We start from the raw sequence: 23,691 nt of genomic DNA on the forward strand, positions 1-23,691 counted from the left end.
GAAGATATGGATGCGGTAAAATTGAACATGATAGTCAAAGCCATTGATGGTGACAAGATTTATGTGGGCTGTGGTCTGGGACTCAAAGAATGTAATGCCCAAAAACCCTGCCCCCTGCACGACAAATTCGTTGATATCCGTACCGATTTGAGCAAAATGCTGAAAAGTACCAGTTTATTTGAACTGGCCACGGGATTGGAGATTGGGTTGACCTATTTGAAACGATAAAAAAATTTGAACAAATAAAGGACATTTTTATCCGATTAATATATGAACCTAGAAAATCAATTATTATGAACGATACCTTGGATAAAACAATAGGGCAAATGGTAGCAGAGGATTACCGGACTGCCCAGATTTTCAAAAATCACAAAATAGATTTTTGCTGTAAAGGCAACCGCACGCTCCAAGAGGTTGCGGAGAAAAAAGGGCTCGATTTGGACAGCCTGGTTCAAGAACTTGATACGGTACAAAATCAAAACCAAAGTGACCAGCCCGATTTTAAAACCTGGCCTTTAGATCTTTTGGCCGACTATATTGAAAAGAAGCACCATCGTTATGTGGAGCAACAAATCCCGATCTTGAAGCAATACCTGACCAAACTTTGCAAGGTACACGGGGAAAGACATCCCGAACTGCACGAGATTTTTGAACATTTCAATGCCTCCGCGGGTGAATTGGCCATGCACATGAAAAAAGAGGAACTGGTACTTTTTCCGTGGATACGTAAAATGGTAAGTGGTCCTACAAATGAACAGCCGCATTTTGGAACCGTTAAAAATCCCATCAAAATGATGATGGAAGAACACGACAATGAAGGCGAGCGTTTCCGAAAGATCGCTGAATTGAGCAATGATTATACGCCTCCGGCCGATGCATGTAACACCTATCGGGTAGCTTTCTCGCTTTTACAGGAATTTGAGGAAGACCTTCACCGTCATATCCATTTGGAGAACAACATTCTCTTCCCCAAGGCTGAAATTTTGGAAAAGAAAGTACTCAGCAACTAAAACCTTTATGGCTCGAACACCCATCAAAAGACATAAGGCCTTACAGGGGGTAAGCCGTGAACATCATCACGGCCTACTCTTATGTTGGAAGATTCGCACGGGACTTTCAAAAAAAGTGGCACCTGCACGGATAAAGACCTATGTGGACTGGTTTTTCAAGACTCACTTGATCCCGCATTTTGAATTGGAGGAAAATCACATCTTTCCCATTTTGGGTATGGATAATCCAAAAATTAAAAAAGCATTAAGGGAGCATCGCAGATTGGTCCGGTTATTTACCTCCAGCGTTGACCCGATCAGAATGTTGGTCCAGATCGAAGAGGAACTAGAACAACACATTCGGTATGAGGAACGACAGCTCTTCAATGAAATCCAACAAGTGGCCACTGAATCCCAGTTGGAAACCATACAAAAATATCATAATGATGAAATATTCAAAGACAATACCCATGACCCATTCTGGAACTAAAAGTAAAGGCAATGTTCTTACCAACGTTCATAAACGTCTGTTCTTGGAATACAAGAAAGGTGAGATGGGTTACGCCTCCATAGCGATCATAGGACAAAGCTGTTTGGGCTCCGCTGCAGCAATGGTTTTGTTGATGGGAACACTGGATACCGCTGTACAGATGACCTTGCTTTTCTTTGTGACCATTTTCTGCATGGCTTTCAATGGGGCCGTATTGGCACAATTAAAGCCCTTGACCACCTTCAATATATTGATTTTTAGCGTTCTGTTCAGTACGGTGGTCATACTTTTGCATTTGGCCTAGTTCTTTATTAAGGAACCGGATAGTGCTTTCCTTCCGCACACACTACCCTTAAGTGCAATTTTAAAATTCTCGGCCGCCCATTTGGATAATACGTTTGATTATCAATACATTAAACTAATAAATGATATAAAGGTCATTTTATTGTTAATAACTGTCTTTATAACTTTTGGAGTATCCCAACTATTCCCAAAACCCTTGTTCTAATTTTATACAGTAATCTTAAATGAATTGCACCATATATGTTTTATCATCATTTTCAGGTAGTGCTCCAAGAGGTTCCAGGAGAGGTCAGTCTTTGCTTTTCCATCTCAGGGTGTCCTTTACGCTGCAAGGGCTGCCACTCCCCTTTTTTGTGGAAGGAAGGTAGCGGCTCTGAGCTGACCTCCAAGGACTATCAAAAGTACCTCGACCAATATGCCGGACTTGCAAGCTGCGTACTCTTTATGGGGGGCGAATGGCACCCGGGAGCATTGGTAAGGTATTTGAAACAAGCCCAAGAACTGGGATATAGGACATGCCTGTATACCGGAGCCGATCGGGTATCCCCTGATATCCTTGAACATCTGACCTATATCAAAACGGGAAATTGGGACAAAGCCCTTGGGGGATTGGACAGTCCGAACACCAATCAGGTCTTCCGGGAAGTGAGGACCAATAAATTGCTCAACCATTTATTCATCTCTAAATAATATTCCATATGATACGGCTTACCGACAAACAGATTGCCAAAAAAATTGCTTTCATCGATCATTACCTGCATTCCCACAATGCTGCTGACGGCTCCAAGGTTGACGCCAATGCCAATGTCACCTCCAAGAACATTGCCACCATGGAAGCCGAGCTCAATAAGGATATCAATATCCAGGTGAACCGGGCCTTGGTCCAACAGAAAATCGCCTCACTGTTCGGGAAGGACCTGGCCGATGAATATGTGAGGCAGATAGAATCGCACGAGATCTACGTCCATGATGAGACCTCGTTAAAACCCTACTGCGCCTCCATAAGCATGTATCCCTTCCTATTGGACGGGCTGACCAAACTGGGTGGGGAAAGCTTGGCCCCAAAACACTTGGAAAGCTTTTGCGGAGAATTCGTCAATTTGGTCTTTGCGGTAAGTTCACAATTCGCAGGGGCCTTGGCCACCGTGGAGTTCTTGATGTATTTTGACCACTTCGCGGCCAAGGACTATGGGCCCGACTATCTGGTGACCCACAAGAACATCATTGCCAACCATTTGCAGCATGTCGTCTACGCCATCAACCAACCTGCCGCGGCCAGGGGCTACCAATCCGTGTTCTGGAACATTTCCATTTATGACAGACTTTACTTTGAAAACATGTTCGGTGATTTTGTCTTTCCCGATATGGGCAGGCCCCAATGGGAAAGTGTCAAAAGGTTACAGGCCTTCTTTATGGACTGGTTCAACGAAGAGCGAACCAAGGCCATCCTTACCTTCCCTGTGGTCACCGCCGCCATGTTGATCAAGGACGGGGCTCCGGTCGATACGGAGTTTACGGACCTATGTGCCCATGAACTGGGCAAGGGGAACTCCTTTTTCATCTACCAATCCGAAAACGCCGACAGCCTGGCTTCCTGCTGTCGCCTGCGCAATGAGATCAGCGACCATACTTTTAGCTATTCCCTGGGGGCCGGAGGGGTCGCCACAGGTTCCATCAATGTCATCACCCTGAACATGAACCGCTTGGTGCAGCAAGGGGCGGATATTGTGGAAGAGGTCCAAAAGGTACACAAATATCAGGTCGCTTTTAGAAAGCTCATCGATGACTACGAAAGTGCGGGCATGTTGCCGGTGTACCATGCCGGTTTGATCTCCCTGGACAAGCAGTTCCTGACCGTGGGCATCAACGGGATGGTCGAGGCTGCGGAAAGCCAAGGTATCCAAGTGGGCAACAATGAAAAGTACAAGGACTTCGTCAACCGTTATCTGAAGGCCATCTATCAGGAAAACAGGAGGGCCAGGGAAACCCATGGGTACTTGTTCAACACTGAATTTGTCCCCGCCGAGAACCTGGGCGTCAAAAATGCCAAATGGGATCGGGAAGACGGCCTTTTCGTCCCCCGGGACTGCTACAATTCCTATTTCTATATCGTAGAGGATGAACAGACCAATGCCTTGGACAAAATTGTATTGCATGGCAAGGAGACCATTCAATATTTGGACGGGGGTTCGGCGCTCCACCTCAACCTCGAAGAAACCCCGAACCAAGAAGGGTTCAAAAAATTGATCCATGCCACGGCCAACGCTGGATGCAATTATTTTTGTTTCAATATCCGAATCACCATTTGCAATGACTGTTTCCATATCGACAAGCGTACCCTCTGGGAATGCAGTGCATGCCACTCCTTGGATGTGGACCATGCCACCCGGGTCATCGGGTACCTCAAACGGGTCTCCAACTTCAGTTCTGGAAGGCAAAAGGAACATGGATTGCGGCACTATCATTTGAAACAGGCCAAAAGCACTATGATGGATAAAAGAGCTAAAATCCTTTTAGCAGGTCAACAAGTAAATAATAATCAAGAATCCATAAAAATATAATCACCGCCAAATAGCCAGTGTTCCTCAATTAATAAGTTTCCACATTGTTTTCAATGTATTGAATGCGTTGTTCGCAAAAAAATAGGAATTCGATGTAATTAAATGAACGAGGCCAGTTGGACAATCAACATAAATACGACGTATGACAGCACATTCATTCCATATACCCGTAATGGGAATTGCATTTACCATTGACACCCCATTGAAAGTGGCACATTTTGGCATAGATTCGACGATTTCGCTGGTAGATGATATTCTTTTGGAAAAAATGCGAAAAATGTATTGTGAAAAATTTGAAATGCCCTATCAGGAGATCAGTGAAAACACTAACGACTTCAGGGCCAAAAGAATCAGTTCCTATCTCAATCTCATCAAGGAGCTGGCAGAAAAAAAATTCGAACAGTTAAAGGATGTCACATACGGTTTAAGTGATGGTCTAAAACAATATTTCGATATGTTGCCGAACACTTCATCGCTTAAGAAGAAGTTTGAAAATGTAAGTCTCGGCACCCATAATCCGGTGTTGTCCAAAAATTTTCTTGATTCAAATCTTGCCATGGGAAATATCGAGGTGAACATCATGACGAAACTGGATCGGGAGAATTATCGAAAAAAAGTTCCCTTGGGCCAGAAATACAATGATGCCCATGCAGCACTTAGGGGCTTTGCAGAAAGCGATCTGGACTCTTCGGTCGTTTTTTCAGCGGGAATGAACCCTCGATTATATGGATACATCGGGGAGTTTGAAGATTTTTATCCCGACGCTCTCGGGTTCATTAAAAAGAAAATCATTCTAAAGGTGAGTGACTATAGATCGGCCATGATCCAAGGCAAATTCTTGGCCAAAAAAGGGCTTTGGGTCTCGGAATACAGGATCGAATCGGGATTGAACTGCGGTGGGCATGCCTTCGCGACCGAAGGTCATCTGATGGGACCGATATTGGCAGAGTTCCGAGATCGGAAAAAAGAACTCGTGGCCGAAATCCATTCCATTCTTGTAAAGGCCCTTATATATAAAAAGCGTTATGTCCCCCAATCTCCCCTACCCATCAAAATCTCGGCACAAGGTGGGGTGGGGACAGCGGAAGAACACAATTTTTTGTTGGAGCACTATAAATTGGATTCCGTAGGTTGGGGAACCCCGTTCCTGTTGGTACCCGAAGTCACCACGGTTGATGATTCCACAATGGAAAAATTGTCCAAGGCCAAAGAACAGGATCTTTATCTGAGCAATATCTCGCCCTTGGGTGTCCCTTTTAATAGTCTGAAAGGAAATACGAAAGATTTGGAAAAGAGGGTCAACATTGAAAAAGGTAGGCCAGGAAGTGCCTGTCCAAAAAAATATGTTGCCATGAACAAAGAATTCACCAATGAAGGCATTTGTACAGCGTCACGACAATACCAACATTTGAAATTAAAAGCGTTGGACGGCATGAACCTTGCTCCGGAAAAACATCAAGAGGCATATGACAAAATTGTTGAGAAATCCTGTGCCTGTGTGGGATTGGGAACCGCAGCGTTATTAAAATATGGATTGGACACCAAGGCCGAAGGAAAAGGTGTTTCCATTTGTCCCGGACCCAACATGGCCTACTTTTCGAAAATCACAGGTCTTAGGGAAATGACACAACATATTTATGGCACATCCAATTTGATCGAACGTACAGATCGGCCGAATATGTTCATCAAGGAGCTTACTATTTATATTGATTATCTCAAAATCAAGATCGAAGAAACCAGAGGTTCCACAACCCCGAGGCAATTGGCGTATCTAACCACTTTCACCAATAATTTAAACGATGGGATATCCTACTATCAGACCCTGTTGGGGAATATCAGCAAAGCCTTTTTGGACAACTCCCAAATGGTAAGGGCCTTGGATCGTTTCAGGACCGTTCTGGACAATTTCTCGGTTGAGATCCATGATTTGAAAACCATCAACGCCCAATAGGGACACCACCTCACCATCACATGAGCTTTTCAGTCCATGGACATGGTCTGGGTGAAACCTCTTACCCTCTTTTATGGAGGGGTGGATATTATATTTTCCTAAACCAAGAAACCCATATCAATGGGGCTGAACCATTTCTATAAGTTCTTCCAACATGGTATTGCCCCTATCCCTATGATACCACATCTGTAGCTCCTTTTTGAGGTTGTCGTCCACTTTTCCGTTTCGTTCTTTATATTCCGCTACCATTTTGGAAGCCGTTTTCGGCCTTGGTCCCCACTCCTGTATTACCGTTCCGGCACTATTGGTGACAATCAGCTTGGGAATGGAACGGGTCCCGTTGGTCAAAAAACAGTCCATGAGCCGTGGATTTTCATCCCTTAACACCAATCGTAGTTCAATTTTCGAGGATGCCTTGGCAATCTTATGAAGAAGGGGTATGGCCTGTGCCCCATCCGAGCACCAACTTTCCAGCAATACCAGCCAAACTTGCTTTTCTGGGAGCTTGCGGAACACATCAAGTCTTTCATCTGGAATGGTGATTGTTTTTTCGATCCTTCGTAATCTATGGGCATTTAATTTTGTGTTGGCGATCCTTTCTTCGCTTTGCTCGGTTCCTGTCGCTTTACCTTTAGCGACAAGGTCGTTCATCATTGAAATGTAACCGGCGTAGTCCATCCCCTTGCGGATACCGTCTTGAACCAAATGATGTACCTGCTTTGTCATAGGCCGTCTGTATTTTTTAGGTATTGACTATTTTTGATAGGTTCAAGATCAATGTTGTAGAACCCACCTATATTTTCTTTTCTTTTCAAGCACTGCCCGATGATAAGATGTGCCACATTGATCATATTTCGCAATTCACAAATACCTACGTCCACTTTCATGGCCCGGTATAGTACCTCAATTTCACTATATATCACATCCAGATGTTTGATGGCTTTATGCAAACGGTCGGTACTTCGTACAATCCCCACATAATCTTGCATAAGTGCCTGTAAATGGGCCGTGTTGTGTTTGATAAGGATGTTTTCCTTGGCAAGCCGTGTTCCCGTATCGTCCCATTGGGGTATGGTAAGGGTTTCCGGGAATGTTTCTTGGTGTTCCAAATACTCAAAAATTTTGTGGGCATATACCAGAGCTTCCAATAAAGAGTTGGATGCTAATCTATTGGCGCCATGCAAACCTGTCCGCGAGCATTCCCCACAGGCGAATAGGTTATTTATGGTTGTCCTTCCGTTTGGATCCACGACAATTCCTCCACAGAGGTAATGCGCTGCTGGGACAATGGGAATCCAATCTTTTTCAATAGTGATATGTCTAGTCCGGCATTCGTCATAAATGTTGGGGAAATGTGCCTTGAAAGCTTTTATATCAAGGTGTGTACAATCGAGAAAAACGCAAGGGTCCCCAAATTTTTTCAACTCTTGGTCAATGCATCGGGAAACGATATCACGGGGTGCCAGTTCAGCCCTAGTGTCGTAGTCCGGCATAAATCTATGTCCTTTTTTGTTTCTTAAATATGCTCCGAAGCCCCTAACAGCCTCTGAAATCAAAAATGACCGGCCTGCCTTACCATCGTAGAGAACCGTGGGATGAAATTGGACAAACTCCATATCCTGGATCCGTACCCCTGCCCGATACGCCATGGCAATGCCATCGCCAGTGGCGATGATAGGATTTGTAGTGTGGCCATAGACCATGCCCACTCCTCCTGTGGCCAAGACAGTGTACTTTGCGCGGAAAGTTTCCACAATACCGGATTTTTGGTCTAGTACATAGGCCCCATAACATGTCGTTGGGACCGGATTGGCCCCATGGAGTTGGTGTTCCGTAATAAGGTCTATGGCAAAATGGTGTTGAAAAATTGTGATGTTGGGTCGCTGACGCACCTGATTCAAAAGGGCCTGTTCAATCTCATACCCCGTATTGTCCTTGTGGTGTAGGATACGATGCACCGAATGGCGTCCTTCACGACTCAACGCCAACCGACCATTCTTGCCCGTATCAAAACGGACCCCCCAGGACATCAGTTCCCTTACCCGTTCCGGGCCTTCCTTGACAACCATCTCCACTATGGCCGCATCACAAAGACCGTCTCCCGCGATCAAGGTGTCGGATATATGCTTTTGATAGGAGTCCTCCCCTAAATCAGAAACGGATGCAACACCACCTTGGGCATATTTGGTATTGGATTCGTCTTCATCGGCCTTGGAAACGATGAAGACGGTCCGATCTGGACATTTATGCGCCATCTTAATGGCAAAGGAAAGTCCGGCAATTCCCGAACCGATCACTAGATAATCCAATGAAACCATTTCTGTCCTATTTGGAAAGTTTCAACATTCGCTCAATGGGAACCCACGCTTTTTCCGCAATGGCCCGTGAAACTTCTATTTCAGGGGTTTCATCCCTAAGACAACGGTATGTTTTTAGAAGGGTATTTGACTTCATGAAGGCACATTCACTGCAGGCACAACTGTTATCTTCCACTACCGGGGCCGGGAGCAGTATGGTGTCCGGAACTTCCTTTTGCATTTCATGAAGGATACCGACCTCCGTGGCAACTATATATTTTTTATTGGGATGCCGTTTCACATAGGTTATCATGCCAGAAGTGGAACCGATGAAGCTTGCGGTCCTTAAAATATGTTCCTCCGATTCAGGGTGGGCAATGATCATTGCATCAGGATGTTCCTTGCATAGATCTAGCAATTTATCGATACAAAAAGCTTCATGGACAAGACAACTACCCTCCCAAAGTAACATATCCCTACCTGTTTTCCCAATCAGATAGTTACCCAAATTTTTGTCCGGTGCAAAAATAATGGGAGCGGTTTCAGGAATATCCGAAATGACTTGTAGCGCATTGGACGAAGTACATACATAGTCGCTCAAGGCCTTGATTTCTGCCGAGCAGTTGATATAGGTCACTACAAAATGTTCCGGATGGGCCTTCACAAAGGGTTCAAAATCAGCTATCGGACAGGAATCAGCCAACGAACAACCTGCATTCAGGTCGGGCAATAGCACCTTTTTTGTCGGATTTAAGATCTTGGCCGTTTCTGCCATGAAATACACTCCTGCAAATACAATGATATCTGCATCGGTCTGGGCGGCAGCCTGTGAAAGTGCCAAGCTATCTCCGACATGATCGGCGACTTCTTGGATTTCTGGACGTTGATAGTAATGGGAAAGTATAATGGCATTTTTTTCTTTTTTGAGCCTTAGGATTTCATGTTGAAGGTCCATTCCAGGCATAAAAAAATTCATTTGTTGTCCACCTCTCATAGTTTAGCGATTTCATGATCCGTTCCCTTTTTACTGAATTTTGTGGCAAGGGCACATTGTGGCAGGGATTTGGTGGAGCGAAACTAGATGCGTTGACTTTCACAAAAAATGATAAAAATCATAATTAAAGATAAAATTATCTTTTTATTATCTTTGAATACTTCAAATATGGGAATCCTATGTTGTCAAATGCTTGCAAATATGCAATTCGTGCAGTGGTTTATTTAGCCATCCATGGTAACGTAAACAATAAGTTAGGTGCAAAAATAATTGCAGAGGAGCTGGAGGTACCACAACCATTTCTGGCACAACTGCTCCGCAAACTGACCACGAACAAATTGGTTTCTTCAAGTAAGGGACCGGGAGGTGGCTTTTTCTTGGACCAAAAAAATATGGAAAATACGCTTTGGGAGGTTGTCTCCAGTATAGATGGGGAATACAAATTTGATGACTGTTTTTTGGGACTTTCCAAGTGCAATAATGAAAACCCTTGCCCCGTACACCATATCGTTTCTCCCTTCAAGGAAGAAATCCTCAGCAGTTTTAAGGATAAATCCATCGCCATACTTGTTAAAGAGATTGAACAGAACGGTACGATCATTTCCCTTAAAGGAATCGATCTATCAAAATGACCTTGGACGGGAAATTCAATATCCCAATTTTTGACAACGATTTATTTCCCTTCAAATACAACTCCCGACGTAGGGGTTTCTTACAACTTGGTTCTGCTGAGCTGTGGAACCTTTAACCTGATTTTGTCCCATAACCAAATTGCAATCAGCTCACATGTAGGGTTTTCAAGTCCCTCTACATCATTCAACAACTTATGGTCAATACACTCAATAATCGGGTCGACCGCTCTCTTGATCTCAGAGAAATCCATGATCCACCCCAGTTTTTCATCTATCTTCCCTTCAAAATACAATGTCAACTGGTAGGTATGGCCATGAAGGCCCCTACATTTATGTCCCTCGGGAACATTCGGCAAAAAATGGGCCGAATCAAACTTGAATTGTTTAAATAGTATCATGTCTTGCTATTTTTGCCAAACTGTTATCGGTATGTGCCGTACGTTTTAGGGATACTGCCCTTGATACAATGAACAGCATTATAGGAACAACCCCTCCAAAAAGAAATATACAGGCACCAATACCCCGCAACCATGTCAGGGATTGAAACACCCCTCCACCAATAAACGCATCGGAGCGGGCAAACCAAAGCCCATTTTCAACCACGGCCTTAAATTGGATCGTACCTGCGGGAAGAAGGTCCAGTAGGACCATGAGCATCAAACCCAAATTGATGGACCAAAACGAAACTTTTACCAGTTTTTTATTCCATTTTTTGGGTTTAAGCAACAACTTTGTGGCAAATAGCATGGCGGCCAGGGAAATGTTCCCATATACTCCCATCAGGGCGGCATGGGCATGGTTCACGGTTAGATAGGTACCATGCTCGTAGTAGTTCATGATGGGTAAATTGATGATGATTCCCAATACCCCTGCCCCAAAGAAGTTCCAAAAGTTCACGGCGATCAAAAACAAAAACACCTCGGGGAACCCGAAATCACCCAATTCGCTTGGTTTGATGCCCTCAAGGGCAATTCTGGGCATATTCTTGAACCGCCAAGCTTCCACGGTCAAGAGAATAAGGGGTACAAATTGTAATGTGGAAAATATACTGCCCAAGGCCATTGTCGCCACTGGTTTGGCATTCCAATAGAAATTATGTGAAATCCCCAACAGGCCAGTACCCAAAAATAGGATAGTGGCAAAGTAGATGACCCTTATGGCCGCATTCCTACTCACAAGTCCCATCAATACCATGAGATAGCTCACTATAACGGTAATGAACACTTCAAAAAATGCTTCTACCCACATGTGCACCACCATCCACCGCCAAAAATCGGCAATAACAAAATTGGTTTCCGGCCTAGCCACAAAACCGGAGATAAACAGCAGGGGAATCCCGATTATAGAATACATGATCCAATTGGGAAGGTTCCAAGGCATACCCCTGACAAAGGCGGGCCTGATTCCGCGGAAGACCACAATGCCCCAGAGTACAAAGATAAGCATGAGCAAAACCTGAAAAGCCTGTCCAAAATCAACAAACTCCCATCCTTGATGCCCCAAAGCGTGCCACCAATCCCCCAAAAGTCCCATTGGGCCCAAGACCATACCGGTCAAGGAACCTGCAACCAGGACAACCAGAAGAATAAATAGTATGTTGATCAGTTGAAATTGAAATTTCACCTCTTTTTTGGCCAAAATCGGAAGGATGAAAATGGATGAGGCAATCCAACAGGTTGATATCCAATATAAAGAAAGCATTAGATGCCAACTTCTGGAAACCGTAATAGGAAAGGATTCGGAGAGATCAACACCAAAAAATCCAAGATAATCCACAAATTCATTGATGGTGACAAAACCACTTGAAACCTGTACAAAAAACAATACAATCGCCACAAAGAAGAATTTATAGGACGCTCTTTGGGTTTTTGTTGGCACAAAATCCCGAACACTTCCAGCGGTCAGTAATTCTTTGGACGATGGTTTGAAAAATTTGTTCGACAACTGATTGTACTGTCCTATGAAGTACAGCACAATACCGCAAAGTAGCACAAAGGCCAAAAGCCCAAGTACGCTCCACAGCACCACTGGAGAGGTTGGGGTGTTTCCTGCTTCAGGATCATAGGGCCAATTATGTGTATAGCTAAAATTTTTTTCCGGTCTTTCGGTGACACAGACCCATGCTCCCCAAAAGAAGAAATCGGAAAGATTGAGGATCTCCGATCTATCGGTGAGATAATTCTTCAAAGGAAAAGCTTTTTCACCGGAGGTACCCAAGAAAACATGCAGATAATAATTCCTGACCTTTTCCAGTGCGTATACGTACGCATCATTCAATACCACGATATCCTCGGTACCGTCATAACCATTCTTCTTGAGCTCTTGTTTCACCTTTTCGGCAATCACTTTCTGTTCATTGGGATTAGCCTGGCGACCATGTTCCACCTTATATTGCTCCTGATAGTATTCATTGACATGTATGGTTATCTGATGAAGGGTCTCTGCGGTAAAATCGGGACCTCTTTGCGCCCCATCCCCAAAGAATGAGCCATATTCCATAAGGGCATACTTATGGAAGACAATTTGACCTTCCACTATATTCCCCTTACTGATCAGTACCGTACCGTCCGAGGTCTGAAACCCGGTCATAGGTGGTGCATCATTGTATGTTTGAAACCCGATCAAACCGACACCGGCCAGGCTTATAATCAATATGAACAACAATGGGCCCCACCAATTTTTGGTGTCCATCCAATAATCAATATTCTTTTTAAAATCCCTTTTGCCTGAAATCGTCTCTTTGTTCCCCATTTTTGACGCACTTAAAGTTTTTGTTAGTTAGTTAAATAATCTTGAGTTTCTTCTCCCGCTGTTTATAAGAGCGGCTCAAGACCTACATCCATTTGATCGGAATAAAGCAAATGTAAATAATTAATATAAAATGACCTTTTTATATTTTATTATTGTGGTCACCGTATTAAATATGATTCCTTAATTGTCAAAAAAGTTTGGTAAAATAGATTTAGCTAGGGATTGAAAAACCATACTGAATCAATTGGCAATTCCAAAATCTCCCCTATCCACCTCCAAATTCCATTAAGGTTATTGGGGTGGAACCCTAAATCTCTTTGCTAATGCAAAAAGAGCGAATTTCCTATTAATCCTAAAATCAAGCCACTCCTACTCGTACATGAAGTTCACATGCCGGTATCATCTCCAAAGTTTATGTCGCACAATATTTCGTCCAATCGGACATCATGGGGCTCTTTCGGTAACAGGTACATTTTTTGGAAAGGATAAAACAATCCAATTTTAAAGGACGTGTTTAAGTCCGCCAAAAAAGTGTCATAATAGCCTGCCCCATACCCCAACCGATATCGATTTCCATCACAGGCCAGCCCAGGGACCACGACCAGATCATAAGTTCCTTCAAAAACCCTTTCCCCTGCCGGATGAACAGTTCCAAAAATACCAGGTTCCAAATCCTGTAGGGAGGTAAGCACTAAATTTTTGAAACTCCTTTTGGGTAAGGACTGGGGAGAAATTACCGTTTTTTTTTGGGCCAGGCACTGTTCGATAAATGGAAAAATATCAATTTCGGAACCCATGGGCAGATAGGTGTGGACCGTTTGGCATCCCCTCTGTTCCATAAGTTGCCATAATGTCTTACAGACATATCGATCATAGAGGGTCTTGGTGGTCATGGACATAAGGTCGCGCTGTTGCAACATCCGTTTCCTAATTTCCTTTTTTTGTGTTTTGATAGGGGTATTCATGCCATCTATATTTCGGACAAAAATATCCGTTATTTTTCAATTCTCCGTATCTTTACACCAATTTCATGTCCTGTTCCGATAAAGATTCAAAAAGGATAAGTGGAACTTGGTGTATGGTCATTGTATTGTAAAAAATGGAACAAAAAAAAGAAATCGCAACCCTGGAGGAAGTACGCCAATTGGTGGATATTTTCTATGGCAAAGTTCGCAATGATGATATATTGTCGGATATTTTCAATGGCGTGATCCAAGACAATTGGCCAGCCCATTTGGAAAAAATGTACCGGTTTTGGCAAACGGTCCTATTGGGAGAACACACCTATTATGGTAGTCCCCTAGCCCCCCATATCAAACTACCGGTCCAAGGAACACATTTTGACCGATGGAAGCAGCTCTTTATGGAAACGGTGGATGAGAACTTTACCGGTGAAAAAGCCGCTGAGGCCAAGTTTCGGGCGGAAAAGATGGCGGAGATGTTCCAATTGAAGATTGAATATTTTAAGCATATTGAGTAACAAGGACTTATGACGGTCAAACTTTCAGAAATTTTCGGGAATACCACGAACCGATCTAGGTACTCAAGGGACGAACTCCTGACCTTGGATGTAAAAATGGAATTTGTACAACGTTTGGCCCAATATTATGAAATCCCTTATATGTCGGATGGCAACGATGAACATAACCTATGCTTTGCCAACAGTGGCGCTGTCCGTTTTGAATATAAATCGACCTTTTCAAAAAAGGATATCATCACCTATCTCCTCTCCACTCTAAAACAGGATACGTTCCATATGGGAACGGATGAAGTGCTTTTTTCAAAATCGGTATAATCCGTATCGGCTTATCTTCATTTTTTGTAACCCAGGTCGCACATTTTAATCCAATTGGTAACCAACATACCATTTGTACTATGAACGGTTTCATCTTTCCCTATACCACAAGACTTGTAAAAAAAGAAAAAGTCAACCACAATGTCGTCCGCTTTTCGGTCCAAAGACCCTTTGGATTCAATTTTATTCCAGGTCAGGCCGTGGAACTGAGTATCGACCAGCCCGGTTGTGAATTGGAGGTGGCTCCCTTTACGATCATAAGTGCCGAAGATGACCCATGTCTGGAGTTCATCATTAAGATACGGCCGAACAAGGACAGTCTGACCTACCGTTTGTCCGCATTAAAGCCAGGCGCGGTAATCCAGCTTAGTCGGCCCTGGGATACTTTTGAATATAGGGGTTACGGACATTTTATTGCCGCCGGCACGGGTATTGTTCCCTTTATGCCCATTCTGGACTATATCCATAGGTTTGGTCCCGAGTTCACGGAAAGCCATTTATTGGTCTATGCCACTAAAAGCAAAGAGGATATATTATTTGAAAAAAGATTGAGGAAAATGTTGGGCAGCAATTTCATCACGAGGTTGAGCAGCCCAACGGCAAGCGAAAAACTTCCAGGACGTATTGATTTTGGGTTCCTAAAATCGATTGTCCAAAAAAAAGATCAATATTTTTATATCTGTGGGCCCAAGTCCTTCGAATTTGATATGATGACCCACTTGATGAAAATGGGTGTTGACCAAAAACGGATCCAAACAGGTTATAAGTTTGGACAGAGCAAAATCTTAAATTCCTGACGAACCATGGCTTTAGAAACAAACCAAGATTTCCTGAACAAACCTAATGTCCTTTTGGAGGAGAATGGGGAACAGCGGAGGAAAATGGAAAAATTGATATTGGAATTCGGCCACGGTTTTCTGGATAACTTGGGAACGATCAAAGCCTTTAACACAAATTCCGAAACTCTTAAAAATCTTGAACCGGAATTTAGGATTAGGGAAGATACCTCGAGTCTTGGCGAGCTATTGAGCTTTTTTGATCAAGCGGTATTGGATCCTGGGTTAAACCCTGTATCGGGTGGCCATTTGGGCTATATTCCAGGTGGTGGACTGTTCAGTTCTGCACTGGGGGATTACCTGGCGGCATTGACCAACAGGTACGCTGGGGTATTCTATGCGTCCCCTGGTGCAGTAAAAATGGAAAATGCCCTTATTCAGTGGGCCGGAAAATTGATAGGATACAAGGATGGGTTTGGTGGGAATTTGACCTCTGGGGGTAGTTTGGCTAATCTTACAGCACTTTCCTGTGCCAAAAAACACCATGATATCTCCTCCCGGAATGTACGTACAAGTGTAATCTATTGCTCCACGCAGACACACCATAGCATTTATAAGGCAATACAATTGCTTGGATTGGAAGAATGTGTCCTGCAAAAAATTCCCTTGGATGCACAATTTAGGCTATCGACCCAATATCTGGAGGAACAGATCGAAAGGGATGTCAAAACGGGGCTGAGCCCATTTTTGGTCGTCGCCAATGCAGGTTCCACGGATATAGGTGCTATTGACCCCATTGAAATATTGGGTGCCATTTGCAAAAGACATGGAGTATGGTTGCATGTGGATGCTGCCTATGGGGGCTTTTTCACACTGACAACCACTGGAAAATCCAAACTCAAGGGTTTGCACCAAGCGGATTCCGTAATCCTCGATCCCCATAAGGGCCTATTTCTACCATACGGATCCGGTATTGTTCTGGTAAAGGAGCTAAAGTGTTTGGTAAGGGCCTTTAAACAAGGGGCACATTACATGCAGGATAGCTATCAAAATGACCATTTCTCCCCCGCCGATCTTTCTCCGGAACTGAGCAAACATTTTAGGGGGCCCCGAATGTGGCTGCCGTTAAAACTTTATGGACCAAAGGTATTTTCCGATTACTTGGAAGAGAAACTGGTATTGACCGATTATCTCTATCGGAAATTGGTACAGCTAAACTTTAAGGTGCTCTGTGAACCGGAACTTACCGTTATTGCATTTAGGTATGAAGCCAGGCCGGATGATCATCTGTACAATGATGAACACAATAGGGCCATTCTAAGGTTCCTTGTATCGGACGGACGCATCTTCCTCTCCTCCACTATGATCCATGATAGATTTGTCCTTCGTGCCGCCCTATTGTCCTTTAGGACACACAAAAAAGAGATAGACCTTCTTGTGCATTTATTGGAAAGGGCATTGATCGAAACGAACAACTTACCTTAAACAGGATATCGTTTTCGTTTAAAATAGGATATCCCTGCCAATATGCCTACAGCACCAATGGAATAGTAGATAAAACCTGGGGTGACGATATTGTCCCCCTGGGCATACGAATGGAGTCCTGACAGGTAGAAGTTCACACCGAAATAGGTCATAAGGATGGCATAGAAGCCCAATACCCCCATGATTGAAAACAACCATGTATTGTTCAATTTAGGGACCAGTCGCATATGGATGATCAATGCATAGACCATGATACTTACCAATGCCCAGGTCTCTTTGGGATCCCAGGCCCAGTAACGGCCCCAACTCTCGTTGGCCCATTGTCCCCCTAAAAAATTACCAATGGTCAACATTACCAAGCCAATGGTCAGTGTTATCTCTGTGAGCAGTGTTAATTTTTTGATGGCCAGTCTTAGATTACCATGGTTCCTTTTGTTCAACAGGGCCATGAACAATAGACTGAGTGCGCTAAGGATCATTCCCAGTGTAAAGGGGCCATAGCTCGCCACGATGATCGCTACGTGTATCATCAGCCAATAGGAATTGAGTACGGGCTGTAAATTGGCAATGGCCGGATCGAGCCAGTTCCAGTGGGCGACCATAAGGATCATGGCATTTACAAATGCGGTTGCGGCCAAGGCCAAGTCAAATTTTCGTCCAATGACAATCCCGAACAACATGGTGGCCCAACTAATATAGATGATGGATTCATAGGCATCACTCCAAGGGGCATGCCCCGAGATATACCATCTGGCCAACAAGCCCAGGGTTTGTGCGGCGAAACATAAGTAGATCCCGACCCGGGGTATCCAAAGTATATTAGCAAACGTACCCTTTCCTTTAAAGAGGTAGAGAATCGCCGCGATCAGCAGTAATAATCCAAAGGAAAGGTACCAAGAAAAAAGATTCTTGAATACGTCATATTCGTTATAAAGGATCTCCAGATCGATTTTGGAGGCATTGGGAATGACCTCATGGCCAAACTTCGACTGGTATTTTTCAATTTGTTCCAGCAAACGGAGGGATTCCTGAAAATTCCCGGTGGGTATCTCTTTTGAAAATGTATTGAAATAGAGGGGGAGTATACCCGCCACGAACAGGGAGTCCTTTTTCTGGAAGCCAAGTCCGGCCAATCGGCGATTTGAGGTCCAAGTATTATTCGACTCATTGGGTATCGGGAACAATCTCAGACCCTCCCCACCAAGGGTATTGTACAAGAGGTTTACCCTGCGATCCACCTCGATAAAGTCCTTTTCAAACTGATTGGGCACCATGGACTTGTAGGCCAGTGTCACTTGGTCCTTAATCTTATATTCGCCTTCCTTATCGAAAAATTTCGATAATGGGGCAAGTTTAGCTTCCCTCGATATCTCCAAGAGATTCCTAAGGCTGTCATTCCCTCTCTTAATGTAGATCAAGGGGACATTGAACCACAGCTCGGGGAACTGTGCCATTGACAATATGGTTTGGTTCGCATTGAGCTCCTTATACGAGTAATCTTTACTGACTTTTCGCAATACCTCCGAAGCATAGGTGTCCATTGGCTTCATCCTCCCGTTGGCATCCTGGATGACCAAGCGGCCGAACTTTGCAGCATGTGATTCCGGAACTTTATAGTGCAATAAAATGGAATCCAATTTTTTTTGGACCATAGAATCCATGGGATCGATATCACTCTGGCCATAGCCTTGGCATGAAATAAGGAAAAGGATGATCGTTCCAGCCCATTTGGTCGTGGCATTGAGCCGTTTTAGTTTTCTTATCACTTGGCCAAACCGGGATTTTTTGGTAAAAAGAATTGCCAAGAGCCCAAAATATAAGAGAAAATAGCCTATATACGTGACTATTGTACCAAGGAAATCGTGGTTAACGGACAGGATGGTACCTTTTTCATCCGGGTGGAAGGACGATTGAAAAAAACGATATCCCCTATAGTCCAATACATGGTTCATATAAATTTCCGCTGATTGTTTTTTTTGGCCATCCAACACCTCCACTTTACTTTCAAAAGCCGAGTAACTGTTGGTGGTCCCTGGGTATCTTTCCGCAATGAAATCATCAAGTTGTAGCTGGAAGGGCAATTTATGTACCTTGCTCCCATAGGTGAAGGTATAGGTCAATCCATTGATTTCAGCAGTTGTGCGCTCGCCTATTTTTCTTTTTTTACCCAATACGACTACCTCTCGCTGAATCGTATCGCTGGCCACGGTAAGGATCAATCCATCCGAACCATCCATTTCCCCTGAAGGAGTACCCGAGGTCAAAACCAATGCCCCCCTAGAGGGAGGTTCCGGTACAACGAATTTTACCTTTCCAAAGTCATAGAGCGCTTTGGTCTTTACCGTGTCCCTCTGCCCGGCTACGATTTCGGCTTCCCTACCAGTGGCCATTTCCAACAAGGAGCCTGTCAAGGGTGGCTCAAGTAGGGACTCTTCCCTTAGGGTCAAAAAGTTATAGGCCCCATCCACTGGCCCGTTGAGGCTATAGCTTATATCCCCACAATGAAACAGTTCATTTTCCTTGATAAAATGATCGTGTCTTTCGCCCTGTTTTGTTTCCACAATCTTTAAAAATAGAGCACCTTGGGGTTCTTTTCTAAAGCTCCATTGGGCATTCTTCACAAAGTCCTTATATGAAATCGTAATATCCCTATTATCGAAAACGGTCTTGATTGAAAACGTATTTAGCCTAGGTGTCGCACTGGACAACAACTGCCGTTTCTCGATATGCTGTTTTAAGGTTCTGGTTCCCTTACTTGCTTCAATTTCCACCTCCAAGAAGGCATCATCCGAAAGGATTTTATCGGAAGTCGCCCCTTCACGGATGGAGATCAGTCCAGTGAATCCATGATACCGGGTGATAAAGGCACCTATAATGATGACCACCAGGGCCAAATGTATGGTCAAGGTGGGCCATTTATGTTTTAAGTGCAGTCCGAATTTTTTAATGTTCAGAAAGAAATTGATCACAAACAACCCCATCAAGGTCTCAAACCACCATGAATTGTAAACGTAGATCCGGGCTGCATCAATTGAATGTGCATTCTCAATAAATGTTCCCACACCCATTCCAAAGGCAAGGGCAACAAAAAGTATAACCATGAGCCAAGTGGATCCCAGGATGAAAATCAATTTCATGAATATTGTTTTCATAATACGTGATTAAGATTAAGACCATCCATATAGCAATCGATACTTATCTCGACCATCCCAAGTGACGGGCAGTAATATCCCCCATCGGTATGTTATGTATCAAGAATTATTTTTTATCCAAAGTGTTCCTTGGCCGATTTTCATTGACCTATCCTTAAGGATTTTGGAATAGATGGTCAAAAGGACCATCAAAACAATGGAAATGATCCGAAATACATTGGCATACCAACCTCCCATTGCATTTTCATCCACCGAAAAAAGTAACCAGCTCAAATTCATAAGGGTATGGGAGAAAATGGCCACCCACAAATTATTGTCCCACTCGATGTACAACCATCCAAACAAGACGGCACCTAAAAAAGTAATTCCAAAGATCCCAAGTGCCGAGATCAGATCATGGCCTTGGTACAGGTGTATGGCACCAAACCATAGGGCTCCAAAAAAAATTGCGGGAACAAAACCCAATCTGGTGAACCTGTACAATTGACCAAATAAAAATCCCCTAAAAAAAACCTCTTCAAAAAATCCTGCCGCAATCACTGAAATCAATATTTGGTTCAATGAGATTTCAGTATTCACATCAAATGCCAAATAATAGCCAACGAACATCGGGGCCGTAGCCACAATTGAAAACAACAGGGCTTTGAATGGATTTCCAACCAATCCCAAGTATTGTGCAAAGTTCCATTTCCTCTGAACGAGCCATACCCCTAGAAGAATGGGCAAAGCTGAAAGGGTATATGCCATCACATGGCTTATCCCCCTTTGTCCAATGTACAAGTCCAATTGGGATCTGAGTGCATCAAAATATAAACCATCAAGTACCCAATAGAGTAAAAAAGCTCCAAAGGTGATGATCATAATTTTGCCTGTGTGATTCAATCCCAAGTACATTTGTTACGCTTTTTCAACAAAATGTCCAGTTTAACCCTTATGGATACGAAAAGGACATCAAAGACCAATTCTGGCATAAATCCAATCATGCTTTTTTTTTAGAATTAAAACGAAAATCAATTTTTTGCTTGTACCGATTTCCGATCAATCAAAAACCAAGGCCCCATTGGTTGTAATGCCCAATGAGGCCCTGGTTAAGAACAACCATCATCACTCATTCAATCCATCAATCAATAATCAACCAAGTCTTTATATTTATATCGATTTTAAATATTCTTGTAAATCGTCCTTATCACCCTGCGAGAGTTGAAGGTCAAAATGTCCATTGTAATGATCAATGACCTCGGCCAAGGTGGCAAATCTTCCATCATGATAAAAGCCTCCTTTCATGCGGGCGAACAAGCCTCGCAAAGGTGTGGTCCTGTACATTCCCGTGGGCGATCTACTCGCTTCAAAATCATCGATTCCAATTTCCTCTGCAGTATGCAGGTTAAACCCGGAATCCGTGAAAATGGGTGCGATGTGGCAGGTGGCGCATTGTGCTGGACCATCGAAAAGGACCTTTCCGCGCTCGGCGGCCGCCACATCATAACTCCCTTCGGGAGGTGTCGGTGCATCCAATGACAATTGGTAGGCCTGCAGTGCTGGAAGTTTTCCTGTAATCAAATCCGGGGAGTTGACCACATTGGCAAAATTATTTTCCACGGCTATGGGGAACATGCCCGCATCGTTCAGCCTGGCATCTGTAAAGTTCCCTTGACCGTGCATTTCCAGATTGGCGACAAAGGCATTCCAATAGACCATATCCCCCCAACCGGTATAGGTCGCCAAATTAACGCCTTGCAATCCATAGGCTGCGGGAAGCAGGTTTGCGGCAATGGACCCATCAGGTCGTGTGGCGATACCATCCACCATCAGACCGGCATTAAATTTCCCCGGGCCCCAACCATTCAATACCGCATTGACCGTAGGGACATCCACATGGAGCAAATCGGCCAAAAATTGGGCATTGTCCGTCAATGAAACAATGACGCCAACATTCAAATCCCTATTGGGATAACCATCCAATCGTTTACCTATACCCTCAGAAAAGGAATCATCCACCGTGGAATGGCATAGGGCACAGGTAATACCGATAGAGGACAGGTCACCTGTCTCATCAAAATTACCTTTGATCCCGACAACCGAATTCAACCGGAGCAGTTCCACTGTGGTGGCCGGGTCATTCAAGTCAACATCCCCTGATTGTATAAGGGAGACCACCTCAGCGGGCAAGGCCTCGGCATCCACCTTAAGCCCAACGGCCAGTGCTGTTGCTGGGCTCACCCCATCGCCATACCCTCCATTATCCGCTCCTAGGATGGCCTTGTCCAAATGGAGAACTCCGCTCCAAAATGCCTCGTCACCAAAGGTATCATGTCTGAACACTTCTCTTCCCTGGGCCACCAGTACGGGGTCCAAGTGCAAAGTGTCTATAGTGGTCTCGATAATGGTATCCGTGACCGTTTCGGTAATTGTCTCGGTAATGGTCTCTGTCTTTGTACAACTGGACAAATAGACGAGCACCACGGTAAGTACTGATAATTTCGAATAGAAATATTTGTTCATGGTAGTTTAATTTAGATTTTAAAATCAGTTATTGAACCGATCTGGACAACAACGTCCCAAACCGGTTCGGTTCGTCATAATTTTCTTTTTCAAAAAACTTTATTCAACCGTAATGGTTCCCTTCATAACCTTGTGAAGGTTACAGAAATATTGTTCATCATCTGTCACCACTTTACTCCAGACCTCATTTTGGCCAAAAGGTTTTGAAGTCCATTTCTGGTCTTTTTCATCGGTCACATCATGGAGGTAAAAATCTTTGTTCACCCATTCCACGGTATCTCCTTCCTTCACGGTCAAATGATCGGGAATAAACTTCATCCGGAATATTTTTACTGTATGCTTCTTTGGGGGTTCCTCGATGACTTTGAGCTTGTTATAGGCCCATACCTCCATAAAAAATGTCAACAGGATTATCGACGACACCGTTATTTTTGGAATCAAGGATCTCATTATACTACCCCTTAATGTTCTTTTGGACCATCTCAGCATGTCCCAGATGTGCCTCCAAAGCTGGAACGACCGCACTTAGCAATTCTTTCAATTCACCATTCTCGGTCTCAGGGATCAAAAGGTTCTTCACCGCTCCTATGACCGCTTTATGGTAAGCCACCTCATTGTCGATATAAACTGCGTCAAATTTTTTCTTGGAGGTTCTTTTGAGCTTTCTTTTGGTTTTCTCGGCATCCTCCAACAAGGATTGGCTAACAACATTATCTTTTGGGTCCACATCCAGTTTTTTGACCAAGGCCACAGCTTGTGCAATTACTGCATTGTGATCTTTTACCATCATGTTGGCAAAATCCAGTATCTCCTTGTTCTCGGATTTTTCCAGGGCTATTTGTGCATAGTCAATATCTATTTGGTTTGCCACAACGGCCACCGATGCCACTTCAGTATCCAGCAACCGGGTTTCCTGCCCAAAGGAAGGGACACTTATCAACGCAACGATCATAAGGCTAAATATTCTTTTCATTTTTAATGTTTTAATTGTTAATACATCCATTGGATGCAAC

The 23,691-nt window shown here is 43.8% G+C and carries 22 protein-coding genes and 1 pseudogene; 12 read left to right on the forward strand and 11 right to left on the reverse strand.

What is annotated here, in order from left to right; translation table 11 throughout:
- From A7D14_RS14375 to A7D14_RS14405, 7 genes and pseudogenes are all read left to right on the forward strand, one after another.
- Window positions 1–228: pseudogene (locus A7D14_RS14375) on the forward strand (transcriptional regulator); the annotation flags it as partial.
- Window positions 229–293: 65 nt separating this feature from the next.
- Window positions 294–1,010, forward strand: coding sequence for an iron-sulfur cluster repair di-iron protein (gene ric, locus A7D14_RS14380; RefSeq protein WP_067036037.1), 717 nt, complete (start codon window positions 294–296; stop codon window positions 1,008–1,010).
- Between the two features lie 7 nt (window positions 1,011–1,017).
- Window positions 1,018–1,479, forward strand: a complete 462-nt coding sequence (locus tag A7D14_RS14385) for a hemerythrin domain-containing protein (protein ID WP_067036040.1) — start codon at window positions 1,018–1,020, stop codon at window positions 1,477–1,479.
- The gene (locus tag A7D14_RS14390; protein ID WP_067036045.1) at window positions 1,460–1,783 is read left to right on the forward strand and encodes a hypothetical protein; all 324 of its coding nucleotides are present in this window, start codon (window positions 1,460–1,462) and stop codon (window positions 1,781–1,783) included. Before A7D14_RS14385 ends, A7D14_RS14390 begins: the two co-directional genes overlap by 20 nt.
- A gap of 239 nt (window positions 1,784–2,022) precedes the next feature.
- Window positions 2,023–2,472: an anaerobic ribonucleoside-triphosphate reductase activating protein gene (gene nrdG / locus A7D14_RS14395; RefSeq protein ID WP_067036048.1), complete on the forward strand. Its 450-nt coding sequence runs from the start codon at window positions 2,023–2,025 to the stop codon at window positions 2,470–2,472.
- Window positions 2,473–2,480: 8 nt separating this feature from the next.
- Window positions 2,481–4,343: an anaerobic ribonucleoside-triphosphate reductase gene (nrdD, locus tag A7D14_RS14400; protein ID WP_067036050.1), complete on the forward strand. Its 1,863-nt coding sequence runs from the start codon at window positions 2,481–2,483 to the stop codon at window positions 4,341–4,343.
- A 142-nt stretch (window positions 4,344–4,485) separates the two neighbouring features.
- Window positions 4,486–6,294: a hypothetical protein gene (locus tag A7D14_RS14405; RefSeq protein ID WP_067036053.1), complete on the forward strand. Its 1,809-nt coding sequence runs from the start codon at window positions 4,486–4,488 to the stop codon at window positions 6,292–6,294.
- Window positions 6,295–6,411: 117 nt separating this feature from the next.
- Here A7D14_RS14405 and A7D14_RS14410 read toward each other — a convergent pair whose 3' ends face one another.
- Genes A7D14_RS14410 through nadA form a run of 3 tightly spaced genes read right to left on the reverse strand, consistent with a single transcriptional unit; the run spans window position 6,412 to window position 9,546 of the window.
- Complete coding sequence (locus tag A7D14_RS14410; protein ID WP_067036056.1) at window positions 6,412–7,020, reverse strand: thioredoxin family protein; 609 nt, start codon at window positions 7,018–7,020, stop codon at window positions 6,412–6,414.
- Window positions 7,017–8,612: an L-aspartate oxidase gene (gene nadB, locus A7D14_RS14415; protein ID WP_067036058.1), complete on the reverse strand. Its 1,596-nt coding sequence runs from the start codon at window positions 8,610–8,612 to the stop codon at window positions 7,017–7,019. Before nadB ends, A7D14_RS14410 begins: the two co-directional genes overlap by 4 nt.
- A gap of 7 nt (window positions 8,613–8,619) precedes the next feature.
- A complete protein-coding gene (gene nadA, locus A7D14_RS14420) occupies window positions 8,620–9,546 on the reverse strand; it encodes a quinolinate synthase NadA (protein ID WP_067036096.1) in 927 nt (308 codons plus the stop codon).
- Between the two features lie 218 nt (window positions 9,547–9,764).
- On the opposite strand from nadA, the gene A7D14_RS14425 reads away from it, so the two are divergent.
- Complete coding sequence (locus A7D14_RS14425) at window positions 9,765–10,217, forward strand: RrF2 family transcriptional regulator (RefSeq protein ID WP_067036061.1); 453 nt, start codon at window positions 9,765–9,767, stop codon at window positions 10,215–10,217.
- 80 nt (window positions 10,218–10,297) lie between these two features.
- Here A7D14_RS14425 and queD read toward each other — a convergent pair whose 3' ends face one another.
- The 3 genes from queD to A7D14_RS14440 form a co-directional block, all read right to left on the reverse strand.
- Window positions 10,298–10,615 (reverse strand): 6-carboxytetrahydropterin synthase QueD, encoded by a 318-nt coding sequence (gene queD / locus A7D14_RS14430; protein ID WP_067036064.1) that lies wholly within the window; start codon window positions 10,613–10,615, stop codon window positions 10,298–10,300.
- Window positions 10,602–12,968 carry a nitric-oxide reductase large subunit gene (locus A7D14_RS14435; protein WP_067036067.1) on the reverse strand — a complete coding sequence of 789 codons (2,367 nt, stop codon included), beginning with the start codon at window positions 12,966–12,968 and terminating at the stop codon, window positions 10,602–10,604. Before A7D14_RS14435 ends, queD begins: the two co-directional genes overlap by 14 nt.
- Window positions 12,969–13,354: 386 nt before the next feature.
- On the reverse strand, window positions 13,355–13,933 hold the full coding sequence (locus tag A7D14_RS14440; RefSeq protein ID WP_067036070.1) for a 5-formyltetrahydrofolate cyclo-ligase: 579 nt from the start codon (window positions 13,931–13,933) through the stop codon (window positions 13,355–13,357).
- A gap of 134 nt (window positions 13,934–14,067) precedes the next feature.
- Here A7D14_RS14440 and A7D14_RS14445 point away from each other — a divergent pair, with 134 nt between their 5' ends.
- From A7D14_RS14445 to A7D14_RS14460, 4 genes are all read left to right on the forward strand, one after another.
- The gene (locus tag A7D14_RS14445) at window positions 14,068–14,448 is read left to right on the forward strand and encodes a group III truncated hemoglobin (protein ID WP_067036072.1); all 381 of its coding nucleotides are present in this window, start codon (window positions 14,068–14,070) and stop codon (window positions 14,446–14,448) included.
- Window positions 14,449–14,457: 9 nt separating this feature from the next.
- Window positions 14,458–14,763, forward strand: a complete 306-nt coding sequence (locus tag A7D14_RS14450; protein WP_067036075.1) for a hypothetical protein — start codon at window positions 14,458–14,460, stop codon at window positions 14,761–14,763.
- Window positions 14,764–14,843: 80 nt separating this feature from the next.
- Window positions 14,844–15,560, forward strand: a complete 717-nt coding sequence (locus tag A7D14_RS14455; RefSeq protein WP_067036078.1) for an FAD-binding oxidoreductase — start codon at window positions 14,844–14,846, stop codon at window positions 15,558–15,560.
- 6 nt (window positions 15,561–15,566) lie between these two features.
- On the forward strand, window positions 15,567–17,024 hold the full coding sequence (locus A7D14_RS14460; RefSeq protein WP_067036081.1) for a pyridoxal phosphate-dependent decarboxylase family protein: 1,458 nt from the start codon (window positions 15,567–15,569) through the stop codon (window positions 17,022–17,024).
- Here A7D14_RS14460 and ccsA read toward each other — a convergent pair.
- The 5 genes from ccsA to A7D14_RS14485 form a co-directional block, all read right to left on the reverse strand.
- Window positions 17,021–20,176 carry a cytochrome c biogenesis protein CcsA gene (gene ccsA / locus A7D14_RS14465; protein WP_083158115.1) on the reverse strand — a complete coding sequence of 1,052 codons (3,156 nt, stop codon included), beginning with the start codon at window positions 20,174–20,176 and terminating at the stop codon, window positions 17,021–17,023. The two genes, A7D14_RS14460 and ccsA, sit on opposite strands and share 4 nt — an antisense overlap.
- A gap of 99 nt (window positions 20,177–20,275) precedes the next feature.
- Entirely contained in the window at window positions 20,276–21,037 is a 762-nt protein-coding gene (locus A7D14_RS14470; protein WP_255307469.1) for a CPBP family intramembrane glutamic endopeptidase, read from the reverse strand.
- A 288-nt stretch (window positions 21,038–21,325) separates the two neighbouring features.
- Window positions 21,326–22,678: a hypothetical protein gene (locus A7D14_RS14475; protein ID WP_067036088.1), complete on the reverse strand. Its 1,353-nt coding sequence runs from the start codon at window positions 22,676–22,678 to the stop codon at window positions 21,326–21,328.
- A gap of 99 nt (window positions 22,679–22,777) precedes the next feature.
- A complete protein-coding gene (locus A7D14_RS14480; RefSeq protein ID WP_067036091.1) occupies window positions 22,778–23,128 on the reverse strand; it encodes a plastocyanin/azurin family copper-binding protein in 351 nt (116 codons plus the stop codon).
- 4 nt (window positions 23,129–23,132) lie between these two features.
- Window positions 23,133–23,651 carry a DUF4142 domain-containing protein gene (locus tag A7D14_RS14485; protein ID WP_067036094.1) on the reverse strand — a complete coding sequence of 173 codons (519 nt, stop codon included), beginning with the start codon at window positions 23,649–23,651 and terminating at the stop codon, window positions 23,133–23,135.
- Window positions 23,652–23,691 lie beyond the last annotated feature (40 nt).

The sequence above is a fragment of the Allomuricauda sp. CP2A genome (assembly GCF_001683915.1).
GTDB lineage: Bacteria > Bacteroidota > Bacteroidia > Flavobacteriales > Flavobacteriaceae > Flagellimonas.